Here is a 19,522-nt window from a genome sequence, read left to right as displayed (position 1 = left end):
GGAGCCTTTCAGCAGCTGCCCGGGTCGCCTTGCGGCCAGCGGGGCGCTACAGTGGGGCCCCCAAGGGGGAAACCGGTGGATCACGCGATGAGGTCTCTTTTTTGCCTTATCCCGGCGCTCTATCGTCGCCACCCCTGATCAATGTCTCCGGATACCACGTTCATGACACACCTTGATGCTGCCCGTCCAAGCCCTGCAAAGCTGACCGCCACGGCGGCGGAAGTGGCGGTCCGCATCGCGCGGCGCATCGCAGACGAAGTTGGCTGCCAGCCGAGCCAGGTCAGTGCGACGGTTGCCTTGCTGGATGAAGGCTCGACGGTTCCCTTCATCGCGCGCTACCGCAAGGAAGCGACGGGCGGGCTCGATGACACGCAACTTCGCAAACTGGACGAGCGGCTGATCTATCTGCGTGAGTTGGAAGACCGCCGGGTGGCGATCACCCAGTCGATTGATGAACAGGGCAAACTCACAGACGATCTGGCGAAATCCATTGCCGGTGCCGATACCAAGGCGACGCTGGAAGATCTTTATCTGCCTTACAAGAAGAAACGCCGCACCAAGGCGCAGATCGCTCGGGAAGCAGGTCTGGAACCTTTGGCCGATGCCTTGCTCTCGGATCCGATGAAAGATCCGGAAGCTGAGGCGGCTGGCTTTGTCTCGGGTGAAAAGGGCATCGCGGACACCAAGGCGGCGCTGGATGGTGCCCGGCAGATCCTGATGGAGCGCTTTGCCGAAAATGCTCAGCTGGTCGGTCGCTTGCGTTCCCACGTCAGCAGCAAGGGTGTGGTGCAGGCGAAGCTCGTTGACGGCCAAGCTGAAAAAGGCGCGAAGTTCTCCGATTATTTCGACTATTCGGAACCTCTGTCGAAGATCCCGAGCCACAGGGCACTGGCGCTTTTCCGGGGACGTAACGAGGGGATTCTCTCGGTTGACCTGACGGTTGATGCGGATGACGTCTCCCCGGTCAAGCCGGCGGAAAAGATGGTGGCGGACACCTATAGCATCGCCGACCGGGGGCGCCCTGGCGACAAGTGGCTGATGGAAGTCGCGCGTTGGGCTTGGAAAGTGAAGTTGGCCCTGCATCTGGAGCTGGATCTGATGGGCGGCTTGCGCGAACGGGCGGAAGAAGCCGCCATCGACGTGTTTGCCAAGAACCTCAAAGACCTGCTGTTGGCAGCGCCGGCTGGATCTCGGTCGACCCTAGGTCTGGATCCGGGCATCCGCACCGGGGTCAAGGTGGCTGTGGTTGATGAGACCGGCAAGCTTGTCGATACCGCCACGATATATCCGTTCCAGCCGAAGAATGACGTCGTCGGTTCGCGTGCTGTCCTGCTTGCGCTGATTGCCAAGCACAAGGTTGGCCTGATCGCGATTGGCAACGGCACGGCCAGCCGTGAAACCGATCGCCTGACCATCGATGCTCTGACAGATGTGCCGCCGGCGAACCGGCCGATTAGGGTCATCGTCAATGAAGCGGGGGCCTCTGTTTATTCCGCCTCGGAGCTGGCGGCCAAGGAAATGCCGGATGTGGATGTGTCCCTGCGCGGGGCGGCCTCGATTGCACGTCGCTTGCAGGATCCGCTGGCCGAACTGGTCAAGATCGAGCCCAAGTCCATCGGCGTTGGGCAGTATCAGCACGATGTGAACCAGACCAAGCTGGCCCGAGCTCTGGACGGCGTGGTGGAAGACGCGGTGAATGCTGTCGGCGTAGATCTCAATACGGCGTCGCAGGCCTTGCTGTCGCGTATTTCGGGCCTGTCGGACACATTGGCGCGTGCCGTGGTCGAGCACCGGGAGAGCATTGGTCGGTTCAAAAGCCGCAAGCAGCTCAAGGACGTCCCCCGTCTTGGCGCCAAGGCATTCGAACTATGTGCCGGGTTCCTGCGGATTGCCGAGGGGGACGAGCCGCTTGATGCTTCCTCTGTTCATCCGGAAGCCTATCCGTTGGCCAAGCGGATCGTGAAGGCTTGTGGACGCGACCTGCGCCAGATCATGGGAGACGAAGCGGCTCTCAGCACGCTTGACCCGAAGGAATTCACTGACACCAACTTTGGTTTGCCGACAGTGAAGGATATTTTCAAGGAGCTGGAGAAACCTGGCCGGGATCCGCGCCCAGAGTTCAAGACGGCGACGCTGCAGGATGGCGTCGAGGAAATCTCCGACCTGAAACCGGGGATGAAGCTGGAAGGCACGGTGACAAATGTGACCAACTTCGGCGCCTTTGTGGATGTCGGAGTTCATCAGGACGGCCTGGTCCATGTGTCACAGCTTGCCGATCGCTTTGTCGACGACCCGCACAAGGTGGTGAAGGCCGGTGACATCGTGAAAGTGACGGTTCTGGAAGTGGACGCCCGGCGCAAGCGCATCTCGATGACGATGAAGTCGCAGGTGGATTATCAGGGGCAGCGCGAGCGGGCAGAGCAGGACAGCCGTCCCGCAAACAATGGGCCGCGCGGCAATGCGTCCAAGAGTGGGGCTGGTCGTGCTGTCGGTTCTGGTGGCCGGGGACCCTCGTCAAAAGGGTCAGGTAACAAATCTTCCGGTGATAAGGGCGATACGGGTGGTGGCAATAGCGCCATGGCTGCAGCGCTGGCTGCTGCGATGAATCGCGGCAAGAAATAACATCAGGATGCAGACTTGGCCCGCTTTCTTCCTGTCTGGATCGTAAAATCGGGCGGGTCTCTCTTTTTTTCGCCATCATTCGGCCAGGAAACCACGCTGAAAATGCGCTTTTCATTCCATAATGATGATCGAAAGATCATAAGCTGGTGACCAAAACTGGATTACGGGGATCAAATGTCGCGGTTGTAGATAAAAGCTCTCATCGTCGCATTTTTCGCCAAAACTCACTCCTTGTTGCAACCGTGGTGTCTCTGGTACCTCGAAATACGGCCCTCGTATGGGATTTTATTTTGAGACTTCAAGGAGATATCTGTGCCGCAGGCAAAAGTTTGCGAATGGCCGACGCTTGCGCTCATTCTCGCCGCAACGTTCTTTTGGGGCATTGGGATTTTATCTCTGGTCGAGGTGACTGCGCTGGGCGGTTTTGCGCTGGCTGCGGTCATGGGGACGCTGCACAGTTCCCTGCAGCATGAAGTCCTTCATGGCCATCCGACTCGAAACACGTTTCTCAACGAAGCGCTGATCTATTTTCCTTTAAATCTGTTTGTGCCCTATCGTCGCTTCAAGAAGCTCCACTTGCAGCATCACAACAATGATCTTCTGACCGACCCTTACGACGATCCGGAAAGTTTTTATATGATGTGGCGGGACTGGGACCGCTTGCCGGCTGTGCTGAAGCTGGTTCTCAACGCCAACAACACTTTGATCGGGCGGTTGAGCATCGGTCCGCTGGTCTCGATGACCGGATTTCTCGGGGCCGAGGCCAAGTTGCTTCTGCGCGGAGAGGCCGGGGTGCGAGAAGCTTGGGGCCATCATCTGCTTGGGCTGATACCGGTGCTGGTTTTCGTCACGCAGATCTGTGAATTGCCGCTATGGATGTACATTGTTTGTGTCGTTTATCCGAGCATGAGCCTGTTGATGCTCCGTACCTATGCGGAGCACCGGGCGCATGAAACGCCTGAAGGCCGGACGATCATTGTCGAGTTTTGCCCGGTGTTTTCGCTGCTGTTTCTGAACAACAATCTGCATCTGGTACATCATCTGCATCCGCGAACTGCCTGGTATCAATTGCCAGCGATGTACCGTGCGAGGAAAGCCCATTGGGCCGAGCTGAATGACGGCTACGTTTTTTCCAGCTACTTTGATCTGGCGCGACGCTACCTGTTCAAGCGCAAGGAGCAGATCCCGCATCCGCTGATCTCAGATCCGCTTCGTGGCCTTTCGGCGGCGCAAGCCTCCAGTGGCGTGGCGGTTTCGATGAAGGTGCCGCCTATCACAGCTGCAGATGCTATGGTTCCAGCGTCCAAATCCTGACATGAAAGTTCATCTGCTTGTTTGAATTGCCCACGCCTTTCCGCCCCGTTCGTCTTTCCATGTACGACTGGCCGGAGGTGCATGATGCCATCTGGGTGCTTGAGCAGGCGCTCCAGGCCGAGGCCGAAAATGTCCTTGGTCTCGCGCCCGCAAACTTCGAGCCTGCGCCAAGCGGCCAGTCGCTGTTTGAGAGCTGGGAAGATCCGCGCCTTCTGCTGACACAGACCTGCGGGTATCCGCTGGTCAGCTTTCTGGCCGGCAAGGTGCAGCCCATCCTGACACCGCATTACGACGCGCCAGGATGTGATGGTCCGAACTATTGCAGTTATGTGCTTGTCCATCGCGACAGTGATGTGCAGTCGCTGGAAGCGCTTCGTGGCAAGCGCGCTGCCTTCAACAGTTCCGACAGTCAATCAGGCTACAATGCTTTCCGCCATACGCTTGCGCCTGTTGCCGATGGTGCGCCGATGTTCAGCCAACTGGTTGAGACGGGCGCGCATTTGAAGTCGATGGCGGCGGTCGCAGAGGGAGAGGCTGACGCGTGCTGCACCGATGCAGTCTGTTACGACCTCGTCCGCACGCACCGGCCTGAGCTTTTTGCCGCTCTACGCCCGATTGCCACCAGCCGACAGGTGCCAGGTCTGCCGCTGATTACCTCGTCGCAAATGCCGCTCGAGGTGCTGGAGGCGTTGCGCGCTTCGGTCCTGCAGGTTTTCAAAGACCCGCAGACAGTCGCAGCGCGCACGCATGTCGGCATCACAGGTTTTACGGCGCTGTCGATTGAAGATTATGCGCCGCTGACTGTGATGCGCCAGGAAGCTGAAGCTCTCGGATATCCCGACCTAGCTTGACAGGCTGCTATCCGGCCTCCGCCAGTCGTTCTTCCTCATCCTTCTGGAAGGCGGCCATGATGATGGCAGCGAATGCGACGATGGCCATGCCCCCGAGAAGCTTGACGACGAAGGTCACCAGCAATTCGTTGGGTGAAAAGATCATCGTTCCGGCGGGCGCGTTGCCGAACAGCCCGGTCGCCGCTGCGGCAACCGAGAGGGCGAAGGCGGCGACGCTGAACGGTGCCATGAAGAAAAGCAGTCGCGGGAGCGTGAAACTCGCCTGACGCTTGCCGCGCTGGAAGGCTTCACCAATGGTGTCTTTCGGTTCTCGCAGGGCGCCTGGAAGGCTGAGGCCAAAGAGCGTCGCAAGGATAAAGAAAATCAGACCGGAGACGACGCCCAGAACCAGGTATGTGGCTTGGATTTGCAGAGCGTCGCTCATGCCGAGGAGAGTTATCGCCAGTGCCAGAATGACGAAGGAGAGCGCCGACGGCCCGCCGATCAGCAAGACGTAGCGCATCAAGGCGGATGTCGTCGTCTGCGGATGTTTCTTCGTCACAGCCTTCAGCCCGCCAATCGCAATGCAGGCATAGAGGCACAAGGTCGCCTCCAGAAAGATCTCGACAACGCTGAAGCTGCTGGAGCTGTTGAGCTGAAGGTAATCGATGGCGGCGATCAGGCCGGTGTAGGCAAGGGCGAATATGAGAACATAGAGAGCCAGTTGGCCCTTGGGAAAGACAGTCGGCATGGGGATTTATCTTCAGCTCCGGTGGGCATGTGTTTGCCGCGGGAGCTTTGCACGAATAGGCGCGGAATGCGACCTGTCACCGCGCGCTCGAAGCGAAATCCGGACAGCAAAAAGCCGCGAGCGGATCAACCGTCGCGGCTTTAAGATTTCGACCGGGAGCAGGAGCGCTCCTCTGACCACCGTTCAACCCGCAAGCGGGGTGTCGGGGCTTCCAGCCAGGTGGCTGAATGAATCAGCGACGACCCTTGCGAATCTGGGCAGTGCGCAGTGTCGAAGTCATCTGGCTGATCTGTGCAGCAGAGTGGCCGTTGATGATGCCCAGCAGGGAATTGCCGAGGATCTGAGACAGGTAGTTCATGGCGTTTCCAGTCCGAATTGGAGTGTTTTATAATCGGCGTCTCTGCTCAAAAATCAGGCGCCTTGACTGCTATATGTGCTCCTTTAGGCTTTCAATCAATCGAATAGTTCTTATGTATGAGTTCAATTTTATTGAACGATGAAGTGCCGTGTCTGACGTTGCGTTTTCAGCAATTTTGAAAAGAGGATGTTCCTGATGGAGCGAGCCAGTTCAGCCGGTAGTATCCTGATCGACATGGAGCTCTACCGAACCTTTCTCGTGATTGCGGAAACCGGGAGCTTTTCCAAGGCTGGCGAGCTTGTTGGGCGGACCACATCTGCGGTCTCCATGCAGATCAAGAAGCTGGAAAATCTAATCGGCGTGCAAGTGTTTGCAAGGGAGGGGCGGACAGTCCGTCTGACCTCCGAGGGCGAGGCCTTGCTCGGCTATGCGCGGCGCATCCTCATGCTGAATGATGAAGCCGTTGCGTTGTTCCTGTCGCCTTCCGTCGAGGGGGAGGTCCGCTTTGGTGCCCCGTCTGATTTCGGCACGCGTTTCCTGCCGACATTCCTCTCGCGCTTTGCCCGTTCCCATCCGGGGGTGAATGTCGATGTGCATATTGATGGCAGTCCGAAGCTGCTGGCTGAAATGCAGAATAGGGATCTGGATCTGGTGCTTTACACGGCACGGCCCGACAGCGACCTGGCCAAGGGCGGCGATATTGTTTTCACCGAGCCGCTGGTCTGGGCGGGGCTTGAGGGCGGCGTTGCCTATGAGCGCGATCCGCTGCCGCTGGCGGTTGCCACATCCGGGTGCCCCTGGCGGCGGGCGGCGCGCATGGCGCTGGACGGGATGCAAAAGCCCTACCGGATCTCCTATACCAGCTTCCACAGCGCGGGGCAGGAGGCGGCTCTGCTTGCCGATCTCGCAGTTGCGCCTTTTCCCGCCAGCGTCGTCGAGCCGCCGTTGCAGATCCTCGATGAACGCCACAACCTGCCGGACATCGGCAACTACCACATCATCATGAAACAACGTCCTCGGGCCGGCAAAGCCGTCAGGGCGTTTGCCGAGCATGTGGAAGAGTGTTTTCGCGAGATGAGCCTGTCTTCGACAAGCGCTTCATCAGCCCCATAAGTCTGGATGGTAATCAGCTTGTCATGTTGGACAGGTATTGGCCCGCCCATGTCTATCCGTCTGAAATCCGTCACCAAACGCTTTGGGTCTCACGCTGCGCTGAAGGACGTCAGCCTTCTCATCGAAGAGCGGGACTTCTTTGTTGTGCTGGGCCCTTCCGGCTGTGGCAAGTCGACCTTGCTGCGCTCGATTGCCGGGCTTGAGCGCATCGATGGTGGCGAGATCCACCTGGGCTCGACCGTCGTTGCCGGACCGCAACGGCATGTGGACCCGGAAGAGCGCAATGTCGGTGTGGTGTTCCAGTCCTATGCATTGTGGCCGCATATGAGTGTGCGGCAGAACGTGGCGTTTCCACTGGAAGCGGCCAAAGCCTCTCGGCAAAGGGTTCTGGGGCGTACGGCGACCTGCCTGGAAACGGTGCAGCTGACGCCTTATGCGGAACGCAAACCGGCCGATCTGTCGGGCGGTCAGCGGCAGCGTGTGGCTCTGGCCCGGTGCCTGGCGCAAGGCGCGACGACCGTTCTGATGGACGAGCCCCTGGCCAATCTCGATCCGCATTTGCGCTCCTCGATGGAAGAAGAGCTGGCGGAGTTTCATGCCCGAAGCGGTGCGACGACGTTGTTCATCACCCACGATCAGCGCGAGGCCATGGCACTGGCCAGCAAGGTGGCGCTGATGTGGAAGGGGGAGGTGCTGCAAGCCGATGCGCCTGAAGTGCTGTATGACCGCCCCGCCAACGAGCGGGTGGCGAGCTTCATCGGCCGCAGCACGATCCTGCCGGCAGAGGTCGTCCGGGTTCGCGGAGATCGGGCGCTGGTGAGCATTGCGGGGCAGACGTTTGAAATGCCCTGCCGGACAGATACGCAGGAGGGGCCTGCAAAGGCGATGATCCGTCCGGAGCATGTGCGCACCTCCGGCGAGGGACGAAGGCTGGAGGGACATGTCGACCGGGTGACGTATCGCGGCGGGTACTGGGAAGCCAATCTTCGCGTGGCAGGACAAGACCAACCGGTTCTGGTCAACCTCGGCCACAAGGCGACCGTGGGTGAGCCCTTGGCGATTTCCCTTGAGAGCGGCTGGCTGCTGCCGGAGTGAGGGGCGTGCCCAGCTGAGAACTTCAATCCCGCCAGGGGATCGTGCCTGAGGGGACGTGACGGCTCAGCAGGTTCATGGCCGACATGATGGCCACGGTGGCCGCCACCACGACGACGGACATGGCCGCTGCCAACGTCGTGTAGCCACCATCTTCGTAGTTGAAGATGGTGGTGCCGATTGTCTCGCTGCCCGTCGACCACAGCAGGGCGGAGACCGTGACTTCGTTGTAGGCGGTGAGAAACACCAGGATTGCACCGGAGGCGGCCGAGGGGGCGACCAGGGGCGTGAAGATAACCCGCATGCGCTGGGCGAAGCCTGCGCCTGCCACTCTGGCCGCATCTTCCAGCGCGCCATCCATCTGCAGAAAGGCTGCGGTCACCGGTTTCAGCCCGACGGCCAGGAAGCATGCGAGATAGGCCGCCAGGATGATCCACAGCGTGCCATAGAGCGAGATGTTGAGCAGCGGCAGTGGCTTGATGAAGGCCAGAATGAAGGCAATCGACATCACCAGTCCGGGAACGGCAAAGGCAATCTCGGCCTGGCCGACGCCAAAGCCGGAGAACCGCCGGACAAGGCGGTCCTTAGAGGTGAGGAAATAGGCCAGAGGCACGGACAATCCGGCAATCAGCAGGGCAGCAGCCCCGGCGACCAGGGTCGAATTGCTGAAGGCGCGTAGCGTCACGGACTGGCGCCAGAGGATCTCGGTGAAGTTTTGCAGGGTCAGGCTGTCCGCCGTCAGATCGAGACCATAGGTTCTGACCAATGCGGTGGCGATCAGCGAGGCTGCGGGCAGCACCAGAATGAGCGCGATGAACCCCCACAGCAGGGCTTCAACCAGTGGGCGTTTTTTTCTTAGAGAAATGCTCAGCGGTGCCTGCGGCAGGCCGATCAGGCTGGAGCGCATCCTTCGTTGCAGCATGCCTTGCAGCAGCAGGGCTGCCAGAGTGACCAGCGCCAGGATGATGGAGATGACGGCGACGTTCGGCAGCACATCCGGGCCGAAAGAGGCCAGCCGCCGCCAGATCAGCACGGGCAACGTGGTGTAGCGTGCCGGAATGCCGATCAGGGCGGTCATGCCGAAGTTGCCAAGTGCTGCAACGAAGGCCAGCGCGAACCCGGCCAGCAGGGACGGCGCCAGCAGCGGCAGCGTGATGCGTGTAAGCAGGCGCCATGTGCCAGAGCCTGAGACGCGCGCCGCATCCGAGAGTTCTCGGGGCAGGGATCTTAGAGCTGCGCGAACCAGAAGAAACACCAGCGGGCTGTTCTGCATGGTCAGCAGCAGCACCAGTCCTTCGCGGGAATAAAGCGGATGGGTCGAGCCGATTTCCGGGGCGATGCCGAGCCAGCGCAGCACCGGGCTGGCAGGGCCGAGGGCCTGGATCCAGGCAATCGCCGTCACATGCGGCGGGATCATCATCGGCAACAGCACGAGAAACACCAGGATGCCCTTGGCCCGCACGTCGGTCAGCCCGATGACGAGCGCCAGCAGCGTGCCGACGAAAACCGCTCCCAACGCCGACAACGTGCTGCTTTCCAGCGAATGCCAAAGGGCCCGCAGAACCGAGCGACTTTGCAGGGCCTCTATCAGCGGGCCGACATCAAGGCTGCCGGTCGTGGTCAGACCGACCTTGAACATCAGTGCCATCGGCAAGCCGCAGATCGCTGTCAGTGCGATCACCAGAAAGCACAGGGTCAGACGGTCGATTCTGAGGAAGGCGGTACGAAGGGTGGTGATCATGGCATGACGGGTGATGAGGACGGGGGAGAGGGGAGCTTTGCCTTGGGACTGGTGGTTCACCGAGCTTGGGTCTTCGCTCTTGCTCCGTCCGGAATGACAAGCGAAAGGGCTGCGGTGGTGGCAAGGTCACGGCATGGATGCCATGATCAAGTCATGGCATGACGAAGAGGTAACACGGGCTTGCAGGACGCGCGGTGGGGGCACAGCGGACAACTGCGCCAGAAAAGCATCAGCGGCGCAAGGAGGTCTCGCGCCGCTGGCATTGGTGATTGCACGCAGGCTTAGCCGCCGAAGATTTCGGAGAACTTCATCTTGTTGGCGGTGTCGCCTTCCAGAGCGGCCTTCGGATCAAAATCCATCAGCTTGATCTGGTCGCGGGCCGGGAAACCTTCCGGGGCTGCGACGGTCGGGTCGGCCGGCAGGTAGCCCATGGTGGAGGCCAGCTGCTGACCTTCCTTGGAGATCAGGAAGTCGATGAAGGCCTTTGCGGCATCCGGGTTCTGCGCGGTGGAAAGGATCGCGGCGGGCTCGGTGACGGCGGACACGCCTTCGGTCGGGAAGACGAACTCAACCGGAGCGCCCTTCAGCTTTTCGCGGACCGGCAGGAAATCGACGACGAAGCCATAGAGCTTTTCGCCACCGGCAATCGCCTTGTAAGTGCCGCCGTTGCCGCCCTTCGGGTTGGCGCCCTGGTCAGCCAGGCCTTCGTAATAGGCCCAGCCAAGGTCCGGATTGGAGGTCAGCGCGGTCATGTGAATGGTCGCAGCACCAGAAGTCAGTGGCGACGGCATGGCCAGCTTGTCCTTGGCTTCCGGCTTCAGTAGGTCCTTGTAGGAAGTCGGCTTCATCGGTGCGTTGGTGTTGTAGATGATGCCGGTGGTGATCAGCTTGGTGGAGAAATATGTCTTGTCCGCATCCATGATCTTCGGGTCGTAGGCGGAGACGTCTGCGCCTTCATGGGCCATCAGACGGCCTTCAGCCTTCAGGCCTTCCATGGTGACCATGTCGGCGATGAGCAGAACGTCGGGCTGGGGCGCACCGGCTTCAAATTCGGCCCGCAACTTGGCCATGATCTTGGTGGTTCCATCACGCACCCACTCGACGTCGACATTCGGGTTGGCGACCTTGAAGGCATCCACGGTTGCCTGGGCGTCGGCGTTCGGCTGAGAGGTGTAAAGCACCAGCTTGCCGTCAGCGGCGATGGCCTGGCTGGCGGTGGCTGCCAGAAGTGCGGCAGCAATCAGAAGTTTCTTCATGACGAAAGTTCCTTGTGATCTCTGGCCGCGACAGGATTGCGGCTCGCGCTTCCCCTAACAGGCTTTCATGACAGTTTTGGCAAGCCGCCGCGTGACAGGGGGATCTTCCAGCTAGCGGGGAGATGTTCCAGCCCTTCGGGAATTGGCAAATGGGGCTAGCGGCAGGCGGCGGCATGGGCTATCAGACCGTGTTTAATCCATTCAGATATTTCCCGAGTAAGGAGGCATACCGTGTCCGAGGCAACGACAAAGGCGGCCGAGATCGGATTGATCGGGCTTGGCACCATGGGCGGCAATCTGGCCCTCAACATTGCCGAAAACGGCTTCCGAATCGCGGTCTATAACCGCACGGTTGAAAAGACGGACAGCTTCTTTGCAAAAGCGGGAGAGCTGGCCGACAAGCTGGTTCCCACCAAAAGCCTGGAAGACTTTGTCGCTGCCATCGCCAAGCCGCGCGCGATCATTCTGATGGTTCCGGCGGGCGATGCGGTCGATGCACAGATCGAGGCGTTGAAACCGCTGCTGGATGCCGATGATCTGATCATCGACGCGGGCAATGCCAACTACCACGACACCAACCGTCGCGATGCAGCCTCGCAGACCAGTGGTCCGCGCTTCATGGGAATCGGCGTTTCGGGTGGCGAAGAAGGCGCCCGCTTCGGTCCGTCGATCATGGCTGGTGGCCCGAAAAGCGCCTGGGACCAGGTGGGCCATATTCTGGAAGCGATTTCCGCCAAGCACGACGACGTTCCCTGCGCAGCGCATCTGGGCGACGCGGGTGCCGGCCATCTGGTGAAAACGGTCCACAATGGCATTGAATATGCCGACATGCAGATGATCGCCGAAGTCTATGGCGTGATGCGTGACGGTCTGGCCATGTCGTCGGAAGAAATCGGCAAGGTGTTCGAGACCTGGAACGGCGGCATTCTTCAGTCCTACCTGATCGAGATCTCCTACAAGGTCGCCGGCACGGCGGATCCCGAGACTGGCAAGCCGATGCTCGACATCATCCTCGACAAGGCCGGCCAGAAGGGCACGGGCCGCTGGACAGCCATCGAAGCGCTGATGCTGGGCACGCCGGCCAGTGCCATCGAGGCAGCGGTCGCATCGCGCAACATGTCGGCCCGTCTCGACGAGCGTAAGGTCGGCGAAGCAGCCTTCGGCGCGGCTCCTGTCGCGTTGGACAAGGCGGCGATTGCCACGGACATGCTGGAAGCCGCTCTGGTGGCCGGCAAGATCGTCTGTTACGCGCAGGGCTTTGGCCTCATTCTCGAAGCCGCCAAACAATATGGCTGGTCGATGCCGCTGCCGGAAATCGCCAAGATCTGGCGCGAGGGCTGCATCATTCGCTCTGCCATGTTGAACGACATGGCCGACGCTCTGGCCGAAGACCCGAGCCGCAACCTGATGCTGGCGCCGTTCTTTGCCGACAAGTTGAAGGAAACCCACGGCGCGCTGCGCAAGGTGGTTGCCGTCGGCGCACTCAACGGCCTGCCGGTTCCGGCGCTGTCTGCGGCGCTGTCCTACTTCGACATCATGCGGACGCAACGCTCGACCGCCAACATGCTTCAGGGCCAGCGCGACTTCTTCGGCGCCCACGGCTTTGAACGCACCGACAAGGACGGCTCCGGCTTCCATGGCCCCTGGGCGATGAACACGGTCTGATCGGACTTCGTTAATCTGAACAAGCAAAAGGCCGGGTGTATTGCCCGGCCTTTTTTGTGTTTTGCGTAGATACTACGCAGCGTGTGTGCTGCTTACTGGAGGGTAAAGGTGCTGTCGCCAGTGATGGCCGTCTCGGACAGATCGATCAGTCCGGTCAGCTTGACGACCGCATCGACGCCGTTGGAGATGCTTTGGTTCGCAGTGTCGTTGTCCTGCACCACATAAGTGTTGCCTGCGAACTGAAACCAGCCGATGACGTTCTGATCGCCTGGCGCGGTCGATGACAGCTTTGCAGCTGCTGCGAGATATTCGTCAAGGGAGTTCGCCGAGACGGTGACGGCAACCAGACCAGATGAGGCTTGCGCGTTGCTCATCCGGATCGCATCGCCGGAAGAAAAATCGGTGATCGTGTCGATTTCCAATGTTGATCCGGCCACGGGCGTCACGATGAAGAGGTCATTGCCTGCACCACCGGTCAGCACATCCACACCCTTGCCGCCGGTGATCGTGTCCGCGGCGTCATTGCCGGTCAGGTGATCGTCACCTTCTCCCCCGGTGATCGTGACCTGCGCGGCCTGATCGGCGTTGTCGGAGACAAATGTCACTCCGAGCGCAGAGCCGGTCAGGGTCTCTGAAGCGGCTTTGACGCCGCTGGCATCGAAGGTCGTGATCGCAGTGTTGCCGGTGTTGGTCAGCTCAAGGCCGGTGTCACCTGACACTGTGACCGCCGTCGCGGAGGTGCTGATGAGCGTGGCTTTGGCCGGAATGAGAGGTAGTGCCCCTCCAGTAGCGTTGGCCGTGACCAGATTAACAGTCTCGACATTATCGACCTGCAGAGTGCCAGAGTTGTCGTTGCCTCGACTGCTCGACACCTTGAATGTGAAGACGTCGTCACCGCCAGTGTCATCTGCAAGTGACACGTGAGCTCCGGCACCGCTGGACGTCAGCTCGAGGGTTCCATCGTTCGCATAGTTGATGAGGTTAAGTTGACCATCATCACTGGCCTGTGGAGGCTTTGCACTTTCCAAGATAATGAGATTTGTTAGGCGGTTTTCAATTTCAATCAGTCCTACGTCACCTGCACTTGCAGGGAAGTAGATGTAAACCCCGCCACCGTCGTACTCGGCTCGGACAGGTTCTATAGAGTCCGGCGCTGTGAGGATTTGTCCGTTCAGGGCCTCTGCGATTGGTCGGTAAATTTCGTCCATTCGTTCAGTGCCGTCATAGACGACCTTGATGCCGCCAACGGTCATTTCTCCGGCGTAAACACCAGTCTCCAGTAATTCCGGGACATAGATATTTTGGGTTTCTCCGGTTGAACTTGCCCCCACTTCGGCATTGGGCGTCTGGACATAATTAATGCCGTTAAAATTCTGGAGATCGACAGTCGTGGTCGCATCTCCAGCGACGGCGCGGGAGAGGGACAGAATTTCGAAGTTTGCAATTTGACTCCGCAGAGCGGCTTCAGTTGAAGAAGCATTTTCCAGGGACATTTCCAGACGGTCCACACCGGTGCCGCCGTCAATCAAACCTGAAGTGCCGAGACTGGTTGAATCCAGGTAGAGGATATCGTCGCCGGCGTTCAAAGAGAGTGCCTGATCATAGGTTTCAGCTCGCACGATATCCTGGCCGGAACCTGCCAGAAAGGTTGTGTGGGCACCAAGCACCGAGCTGCTGATATCCAGTCCGCCGTTCGCCGCTGTTGCGTCGATTGTCACGGGAATATCCGTATTCAAGTGCCGCAGCTCGACAGAGGACCCGGCCGTCGATACGACGTCGACCTGACCAATTTGAGCGGTTTCGAACAGTGAAATTTGCAACGCAGCTTCGGCATTGATGGAGAGGCTTGTCGCGGTTTCGGTGCTTAGCGTCAGTGCGCTTTTCGTGCCCAGGGATTTGACCTCGACCGCTGAAGCCGTTGGATCTGTCACCTTTGAGTAGGTCGTTCCGTTGGTAACGACAGTCAAGGTTCTCGGCTGATCCGCGGCTTCGATCGTCACATTTATTCTCGTGTCATTGAGGTTCAATGTTGAGAACGCATCTGAACGGACAGTGAATTCAGCGGTGCCACCGTTGTTGGCGAATTTCGTGAAGGTGACTTCTTCAAGGGTGTCGGCATCACTCGTGTCGGTAATGCTGCCTGCGTGACCCGAGTAGACAGCGACTTTCTTGACGTTGGCGTTGGTTTCCAACGTCGTGACTTCGGAATGGGGCGCGCTGTATTTCTGGCCGAACCTGTAAACGATGTCGACGGCGGTGAGACCGTCGTAGCCTCCGACATTCGCTGTGACATCGCCATAGGTCGACCAGATATCGAGTTTCTCGATGCCGGAAATATCAGCTGCCGGAACAATGACGTTCTGGCCACTCACTTCGCTTTTGACACGGAGAATGTCGTCGCCAGCGCCACCATCCAGAATGTCTGTTGGATTTAATGTGGCCTGAGCGACGCCGTTGAGAGAAACATAGTCCGCGATGAAGAGGTCGTTGCTAATGGTTCCGGTCACAGTATCGACGCCCGCGGTGAGATTGAAATCATCGCCCCTCAGCTGTGAGCCAATGTCGCTGAGGTCGAGGCCGGCAGCAGACCACATGGCGTCCCGGCCCTCAAACTGGCCGTACAAGATCCAGTGGTTGTATCCACTGACAAAGCCGCCGGGTATTGCCGCCGCGACATCAGGGTTGGCGTCGAGGTAGGCGGCCTCATCAAAGGCAGTGGATGCCTGGCCGGGCAACGGGTTGTTCAGCGCCGTTGCAACTGCCTGACTGGGTGTTCTCCCTTCGCGGGCTCCATGCACGACAAAGTGCAGAAGCGGGTCTATATCGGCATCGGCTACATCCGGGTTCTGTTCAAGATAATAGGAGCTGTCGAACCAAGCGTTCGGGTCTCTCCCTTCGCGCCAGCCGTGCTGTTCCCAATGTTCATAGGCCGAGGCGAATTGCCCGTTCGCTACCGCTGATTTTACGTCCGGATTACTTTCTAAATAAAACTCGGGGTCAAAATTGTAGCTCATTCCTAATCTCCGGAGATACTTAACTAAAAAGGGCAATTTCAATCAGAGTACTTTTTTCAAGTGCACCTATTGAGTGCATAGAGAATGAGTACAGTGAATGCTGTTGCGGTCAAGTTAAATTTGCGACGCGCCGCCGCACCGGCCCTGCTCTGGCCAGCTCCTTTGCTTCTCCCTTGAGACAGTTTCAATGCGCCAGCGCTTTACTGCGAAAGGCAAATCCCGGCATGCTGTGCGCAAAGCCTTTTGAGTGGAAAAGGGCTGTGGGAGGAGTTTCAAGATTATGCGTGCTGCGGTCATTCGCGAGTTCAATCAGGATCTGTCGATTGAGACGGTCGAGGATCCAGTCTGCCCGGATACGGGTGTTGTTTTGAAGGTGTCTGCCTGTGGCGTGTGCCGGTCCGACCATCATGGCTGGTCGGGGGAGCATCCACGCATCAAGCCGGGGCGGATCCTGGGGCATGAGTATTGCGGTGAGGTGGTGGAGGCCGGCCCACTGGCGAAATACAAGGTCGGCGACAAGCTGATCGCGCCGTTCATTCTGGCCTGCGGAAGCTGCCATGCCTGTCAGTCGGGCGTTTCCAATACGTGTCCCGATCAGGTGGCCCCCGGCTTCAGCTGCCAGGGCGCTTACGCTGAATATGTTGCAGTGCCGTTTGACCACAATTTGGTGCCGCTGCCAGACAACCTGTCACCGAAACTGGCGGCCGGCCTTGGCTGCCGGGTGACCACGTCCTGGCATGCACTGAATGACCGGGCGGCGGTGCGGGCCGGCGAGTGGGTCGCGGTGCATGGCACCGGCGGCATCGGACTTGCCGCCGCCCTGCTGGCCAAAGCCATGGGCGCCAAGGTGGTGGTCGTCGATATCGTTCCGGAAAAGCTGGAGCACGCGCTCAAGCTCGGCGCAGATGCTGCCGTGAACGCAGCTGATGGCAGGGCGGCTGAGGCCATCCGCGAGATCACCAAGGGCGGGGCGAATGTCTCGGTGGAAGCGCTGGGCATTGCTGCGACGACCAATGCGTCCATCGAATGTCTGGCGCCGCTGGGCCGTCACATCCAGGTGGGCATGCCGATCGGCAAGACGGCGGTCATGGAAATCAACATGAATGCGGTTTACATGAAGAACCTGGCGCTGTTCGGATCTCGCGGCATGCCGGCGTGGCGCTATCCGTCGCTGCTTGACATGATCGAGCGCGGTCAGGTGGATCTGACGCCAATGGTGGCTCGTGAAATCGGGCTGTCGGGCGCAAGTGCCGAACTGAAGGCGATGGACGGACCAACGCCTCCAGGCACAGCCGTGATCACCGATTTCCTCTCCTGAACCTGAGCCCTCTGGCGGGTTAGCTCACCCTGGCCCCGGCTCGCCAGACGGCCCGCAGGACGGGCTGGTCGCGGATGGTTTCGACAACCAGAAGGTCTGCCCGTCTGCCGATGGCGAGTTCGCCGCGGTCGTTCAGGCCGGCGGCTTCTGTGGGCGCCTTGGTGACCATGCGCACGGCGGCAGGCAAGTCTTGGGCGAAGCTATCGTCCCGGGCGATCAGGAAGGCCGCGTCGAGCAGGGAGCGTGGCACGTAGTCGGAGGCGAGAATGTCGATCAGGCCTTCTGCCATCAGGTCAGCGACAGCAACGTTGCCGGACTGGGATCCCCCGCGCAGCACGTTCGGCGCACCGCCGACAGAGAGCATTCCGTGCTCGCGAGCAAGACGGGCAGCTTCCAGAGTGCATGGGAACTCTGAGATCTTGATGCCATCGGCCAGGGCTTCGGGAATATGCTCCGGTTCCGTGTCGTCGTGGCTGAGAACCGGTAACCCGTGCTGCTTTGCCAGGGCGATCACTTGCGGACGGACGTTGGCGATGATTTCGTCAAAGCCGGAGGACAGCTTTGCCAGCTCGCTTTCGGATTCGGCGCGGCTGACCTGAAATTCCTTCATATGCCGATGCAGCCAATGTTCTACATCGCGGCTTTGGCGACGACCGGGCAAATGCTCCATAACCGACAAGATCCGGACGATGTCCCGGTCGAGATACGGCGTGATCAGTTCCGGCGTGTCCTGCCCGGTCAGTTCGCAGCGCAGATGGATGAAGTGCTCGGCCTTCAGCATGCCGTTTTCCTGAGCTGTCGTCAGGGCCTCGATCATTGGCCCGAGAATTTCCCGGCGCTGCACGTCCTTGTGGACCGACCCAACGGCAAGACTGTCGAACACCGTCGTCGTCCCGCTGCCGATGATCTGGGCATCATGGGCGAGGGCAGCACGCATGGCGTCCCAGCGCACATGAGCGCGGGGCAGGATGTGCTTCTCGAAGTGGTCGGTGTGAATGTCGACCAGTCCGGGCAGGACATAGGCCCCTGCGAGGTTCATGGCGGAGCGCGGGGCGGACCCGGTCGAGATGTCGGTAATGATGCCGTTGGAGACTGTAAGGTGGCCCTGAAGACACTCGTCGGCCAGGACCAACGTGGCATTTGCCAGTACCAGTTCAGCGCTGGAGATCGTCGCCGTATTTGACATGTCGTTCATGATTGGATCCGCAGTTCGTCTGTGAAAAAGGATAAGGGGTCGGGCGTGCTGGTGGGCGGCGTGTCAGCTGTCGGGCTGCTCCCGCAGGACGCCCGATGCCAGACATTCAAAAGCCTCGATGGCCTTGCTGAGCACGGTTTCAGGGTCCTCACTTGCGGCGACCCAGAGCGCGGCGTTTAGTGCAGCCCCAGTCAGCAGGCGCGCGGTGGCTTCAATATCGATAGGCTTGATTCCGCCGGCTTTGTTGATGCGCTCCAGTGTGGTGATCGTTGCCGACAGGCAGGTGTTTTGGCTTGGCCATTGGGCTGGATTTCCCAAAAACGCCGGGCCGTCCAGCAGCACGATGCGCTGAACCTCCGGTTCGAGCGCCAGCTCGATATAGGCGCGGCCCTCGGCCAACAGCTTTTCCCAATCGGAGCCTCCCTTGCGGTTGGCCTGCTCCTGAGCGCGGGCGGCCATTTCACCGTCAATTTGGTCGACGACGGCTGCCAGAAGGCCGCGCTTGTCACCGAAGTTGTGATACAGCGCACCCCGCGTCAGACCGGCAGCGGCCGTCAGATCGTCCATGGAGGCGTCGGCGTAGCCTTTGTCGGCAAAGGCTTTTCGGGCGGCTGCGATCAGCTTGGCTCGGGTTTCTTCCATCATTTCGGCGCGGCTCTTCTGGGCCATCTGATCTCCGAATAAAAACATACGCTTCGTATGTTAATTGACATACGTGACGTATTTGAATTATATGACATACGCAGCGTATCCGAGATTCCAGCGTGATGCGAGCAAGATACGAACCTATGGATCCTGGAGTGAGATCATGTCGCAATCCGAACCCGTCTTTCCCGAAAACCGTCACGATCTTTATGAGCAACATGGCTATTCCGCGGCCATCCGCTCAGGCGATCTGCTTTTCGTCTCCGGTCAGGTTGGCAGCCGTCCCGATGGCTCTCCCGAAGTTGACTACAAGAAGCAGGTCAAGCTGGCCTTTGAAAACCTTGTGGCGGTCTTGAAGGCGGCTGGGTGCGGCCTGAAGGATATTGTCGATGTCACGACTTTTCACACCGATCCTGAAGCGCAATTTGGTGACGTGATGGATGTGAAGGCTCAGGTCTTTCCCAAGGCACCTTACCCCAACTGGACAGCTGTCGGCGTCAACTGGCTCGCTGGTTTCGACTTCGAGATCAAGGTCATCGCCCGCATTCCCGCAGCGTGAGCGAAACAAAGGACCGCGCCGGCATCCGGTCGACGCGGTCTCTGTCGCC

General features: G+C 59.6%; 15 protein-coding genes. 8 read left to right on the top strand and 7 right to left on the bottom strand.

The genetic code is table 11. From position 1 onward, the window contains the following. The first annotated feature begins 162 nt into the window (after positions 1-162). The 3 genes from J0X15_RS16605 (at position 163) to J0X15_RS16595 (ending at position 4,787) form a co-directional block, all read left to right on the top strand. The gene (locus J0X15_RS16605; RefSeq protein WP_206943125.1) at positions 163-2,622 is read left to right on the top strand and encodes a Tex family protein; all 2,460 of its coding nucleotides are present in this window, start codon (positions 163-165) and stop codon (positions 2,620-2,622) included. A gap of 312 nt (positions 2,623-2,934) precedes the next feature. Then, on the top strand, positions 2,935-3,936 hold the full coding sequence (locus J0X15_RS16600) for a fatty acid desaturase (RefSeq protein WP_206943123.1): 1,002 nt from the start codon (positions 2,935-2,937) through the stop codon (positions 3,934-3,936). Between the two features lie 17 nt (positions 3,937-3,953). Then, the gene (locus tag J0X15_RS16595; RefSeq protein ID WP_209015414.1) at positions 3,954-4,787 is read left to right on the top strand and encodes a phosphate/phosphite/phosphonate ABC transporter substrate-binding protein; all 834 of its coding nucleotides are present in this window, start codon (positions 3,954-3,956) and stop codon (positions 4,785-4,787) included. 7 nt (positions 4,788-4,794) lie between these two features. Here the strand turns inward: J0X15_RS16595 and J0X15_RS16590 are convergent, their stop codons facing one another. Both J0X15_RS16590 and J0X15_RS20315 read right to left on the bottom strand, forming a co-directional pair. Further along, positions 4,795-5,517 (bottom strand): hypothetical protein, encoded by a 723-nt coding sequence (locus tag J0X15_RS16590; protein WP_206943121.1) that lies wholly within the window; start codon positions 5,515-5,517, stop codon positions 4,795-4,797. A 232-nt stretch (positions 5,518-5,749) separates the two neighbouring features. Continuing rightward, positions 5,750-5,875, bottom strand: coding sequence for a hypothetical protein (locus J0X15_RS20315; RefSeq protein WP_269439429.1), 126 nt, complete (start codon positions 5,873-5,875; stop codon positions 5,750-5,752). 195 nt (positions 5,876-6,070) lie between these two features. On the opposite strand from J0X15_RS20315, the gene J0X15_RS16585 reads away from it, so the two are divergent. Both J0X15_RS16585 and J0X15_RS16580 read left to right on the top strand, forming a co-directional pair. Beyond that, positions 6,071-6,988, top strand: coding sequence for a LysR family transcriptional regulator (locus J0X15_RS16585; protein ID WP_206943119.1), 918 nt, complete (start codon positions 6,071-6,073; stop codon positions 6,986-6,988). A 48-nt stretch (positions 6,989-7,036) separates the two neighbouring features. After that, positions 7,037-8,083 (top strand): ABC transporter ATP-binding protein, encoded by a 1,047-nt coding sequence (locus J0X15_RS16580; RefSeq protein ID WP_206943117.1) that lies wholly within the window; start codon positions 7,037-7,039, stop codon positions 8,081-8,083. A gap of 22 nt (positions 8,084-8,105) precedes the next feature. On the opposite strand, the gene J0X15_RS16575 is transcribed toward J0X15_RS16580, so the two are convergent. Both J0X15_RS16575 and J0X15_RS16570 read right to left on the bottom strand, forming a co-directional pair. Then, positions 8,106-9,881, bottom strand: a complete 1,776-nt coding sequence (locus J0X15_RS16575; RefSeq protein ID WP_331461935.1) for an ABC transporter permease — start codon at positions 9,879-9,881, stop codon at positions 8,106-8,108. Between the two features lie 221 nt (positions 9,882-10,102). Beyond that, the gene (locus tag J0X15_RS16570; protein ID WP_206943115.1) at positions 10,103-11,077 is read right to left on the bottom strand and encodes an ABC transporter substrate-binding protein; all 975 of its coding nucleotides are present in this window, start codon (positions 11,075-11,077) and stop codon (positions 10,103-10,105) included. Positions 11,078-11,308: 231 nt separating this feature from the next. Between J0X15_RS16570 and gndA the strand changes: the two genes are divergently transcribed. Further along, on the top strand, positions 11,309-12,742 hold the full coding sequence (gene gndA, locus J0X15_RS16565) for an NADP-dependent phosphogluconate dehydrogenase (protein ID WP_331461934.1): 1,434 nt from the start codon (positions 11,309-11,311) through the stop codon (positions 12,740-12,742). 92 nt (positions 12,743-12,834) lie between these two features. Here gndA and J0X15_RS16560 read toward each other — a convergent pair whose 3' ends face one another. Next, positions 12,835-15,756 carry a calcium-binding protein gene (locus J0X15_RS16560; protein ID WP_206943113.1) on the bottom strand — a complete coding sequence of 974 codons (2,922 nt, stop codon included), beginning with the start codon at positions 15,754-15,756 and terminating at the stop codon, positions 12,835-12,837. Between the two features lie 280 nt (positions 15,757-16,036). Here J0X15_RS16560 and J0X15_RS16555 point away from each other — a divergent pair, with 280 nt between their 5' ends. Next, entirely contained in the window at positions 16,037-17,074 is a 1,038-nt protein-coding gene (locus J0X15_RS16555; RefSeq protein WP_206943112.1) for a zinc-binding dehydrogenase, read from the top strand. 19 nt (positions 17,075-17,093) lie between these two features. Here the strand turns inward: J0X15_RS16555 and J0X15_RS16550 are convergent, their stop codons facing one another. Next, the gene (locus J0X15_RS16550) at positions 17,094-18,269 is read right to left on the bottom strand and encodes an alpha-D-ribose 1-methylphosphonate 5-triphosphate diphosphatase (protein WP_206943110.1); all 1,176 of its coding nucleotides are present in this window, start codon (positions 18,267-18,269) and stop codon (positions 17,094-17,096) included. Between the two features lie 63 nt (positions 18,270-18,332). Continuing rightward, positions 18,333-18,938: a TetR/AcrR family transcriptional regulator gene (locus J0X15_RS16545; protein WP_209015413.1), complete on the bottom strand. Its 606-nt coding sequence runs from the start codon at positions 18,936-18,938 to the stop codon at positions 18,333-18,335. 139 nt (positions 18,939-19,077) lie between these two features. On the opposite strand from J0X15_RS16545, the gene J0X15_RS16540 reads away from it, so the two are divergent. Next, positions 19,078-19,473, top strand: coding sequence for a RidA family protein (locus tag J0X15_RS16540; protein ID WP_206943108.1), 396 nt, complete (start codon positions 19,078-19,080; stop codon positions 19,471-19,473). The last annotated feature ends 49 nt before the right edge of the window (positions 19,474-19,522 follow it).

The organism is Roseibium limicola, from assembly GCF_017313085.1.
GTDB lineage: Bacteria > Pseudomonadota > Alphaproteobacteria > Rhizobiales > Stappiaceae > Roseibium > Roseibium limicola.
This window is presented reverse-complemented; position numbering and strand designations above follow the sequence as displayed.

What these genes read in the sequence shown, in the direction of transcription:
- J0X15_RS16605 (WP_206943125.1), top strand. Translation starts at nt 163, where the DNA reads ATGACACACCTTGATGCTGCCCGTCCAAGCCCTGCAAAGCTGACCGCC.
- J0X15_RS16590 (WP_206943121.1), bottom strand. Translation starts at nt 5,517, where the DNA reads ATGCCGACTGTCTTTCCCAAGGGCCAACTGGCTCTCTATGTTCTCATA.
- J0X15_RS20315 (WP_269439429.1), bottom strand. Translation starts at nt 5,875, where the DNA reads ATGAACTACCTGTCTCAGATCCTCGGCAATTCCCTGCTGGGCATCATC.
- J0X15_RS16585 (WP_206943119.1), top strand. Translation starts at nt 6,071, where the DNA reads ATGGAGCGAGCCAGTTCAGCCGGTAGTATCCTGATCGACATGGAGCTC.
- J0X15_RS16580 (WP_206943117.1), top strand. Translation starts at nt 7,037, where the DNA reads ATGTCTATCCGTCTGAAATCCGTCACCAAACGCTTTGGGTCTCACGCT.
- J0X15_RS16570 (WP_206943115.1), bottom strand. Translation starts at nt 11,077, where the DNA reads ATGAAGAAACTTCTGATTGCTGCCGCACTTCTGGCAGCCACCGCCAGC.
- J0X15_RS16560 (WP_206943113.1), bottom strand. Translation starts at nt 15,756, where the DNA reads ATGAGCTACAATTTTGACCCCGAGTTTTATTTAGAAAGTAATCCGGAC.
- J0X15_RS16555 (WP_206943112.1), top strand. Translation starts at nt 16,037, where the DNA reads ATGCGTGCTGCGGTCATTCGCGAGTTCAATCAGGATCTGTCGATTGAG.
- J0X15_RS16550 (WP_206943110.1), bottom strand. Translation starts at nt 18,269, where the DNA reads ATGAACGACATGTCAAATACGGCGACGATCTCCAGCGCTGAACTGGTA.
- J0X15_RS16545 (WP_209015413.1), bottom strand. Translation starts at nt 18,938, where the DNA reads ATGGCCCAGAAGAGCCGCGCCGAAATGATGGAAGAAACCCGAGCCAAG.
- J0X15_RS16540 (WP_206943108.1), top strand. Translation starts at nt 19,078, where the DNA reads ATGTCGCAATCCGAACCCGTCTTTCCCGAAAACCGTCACGATCTTTAT.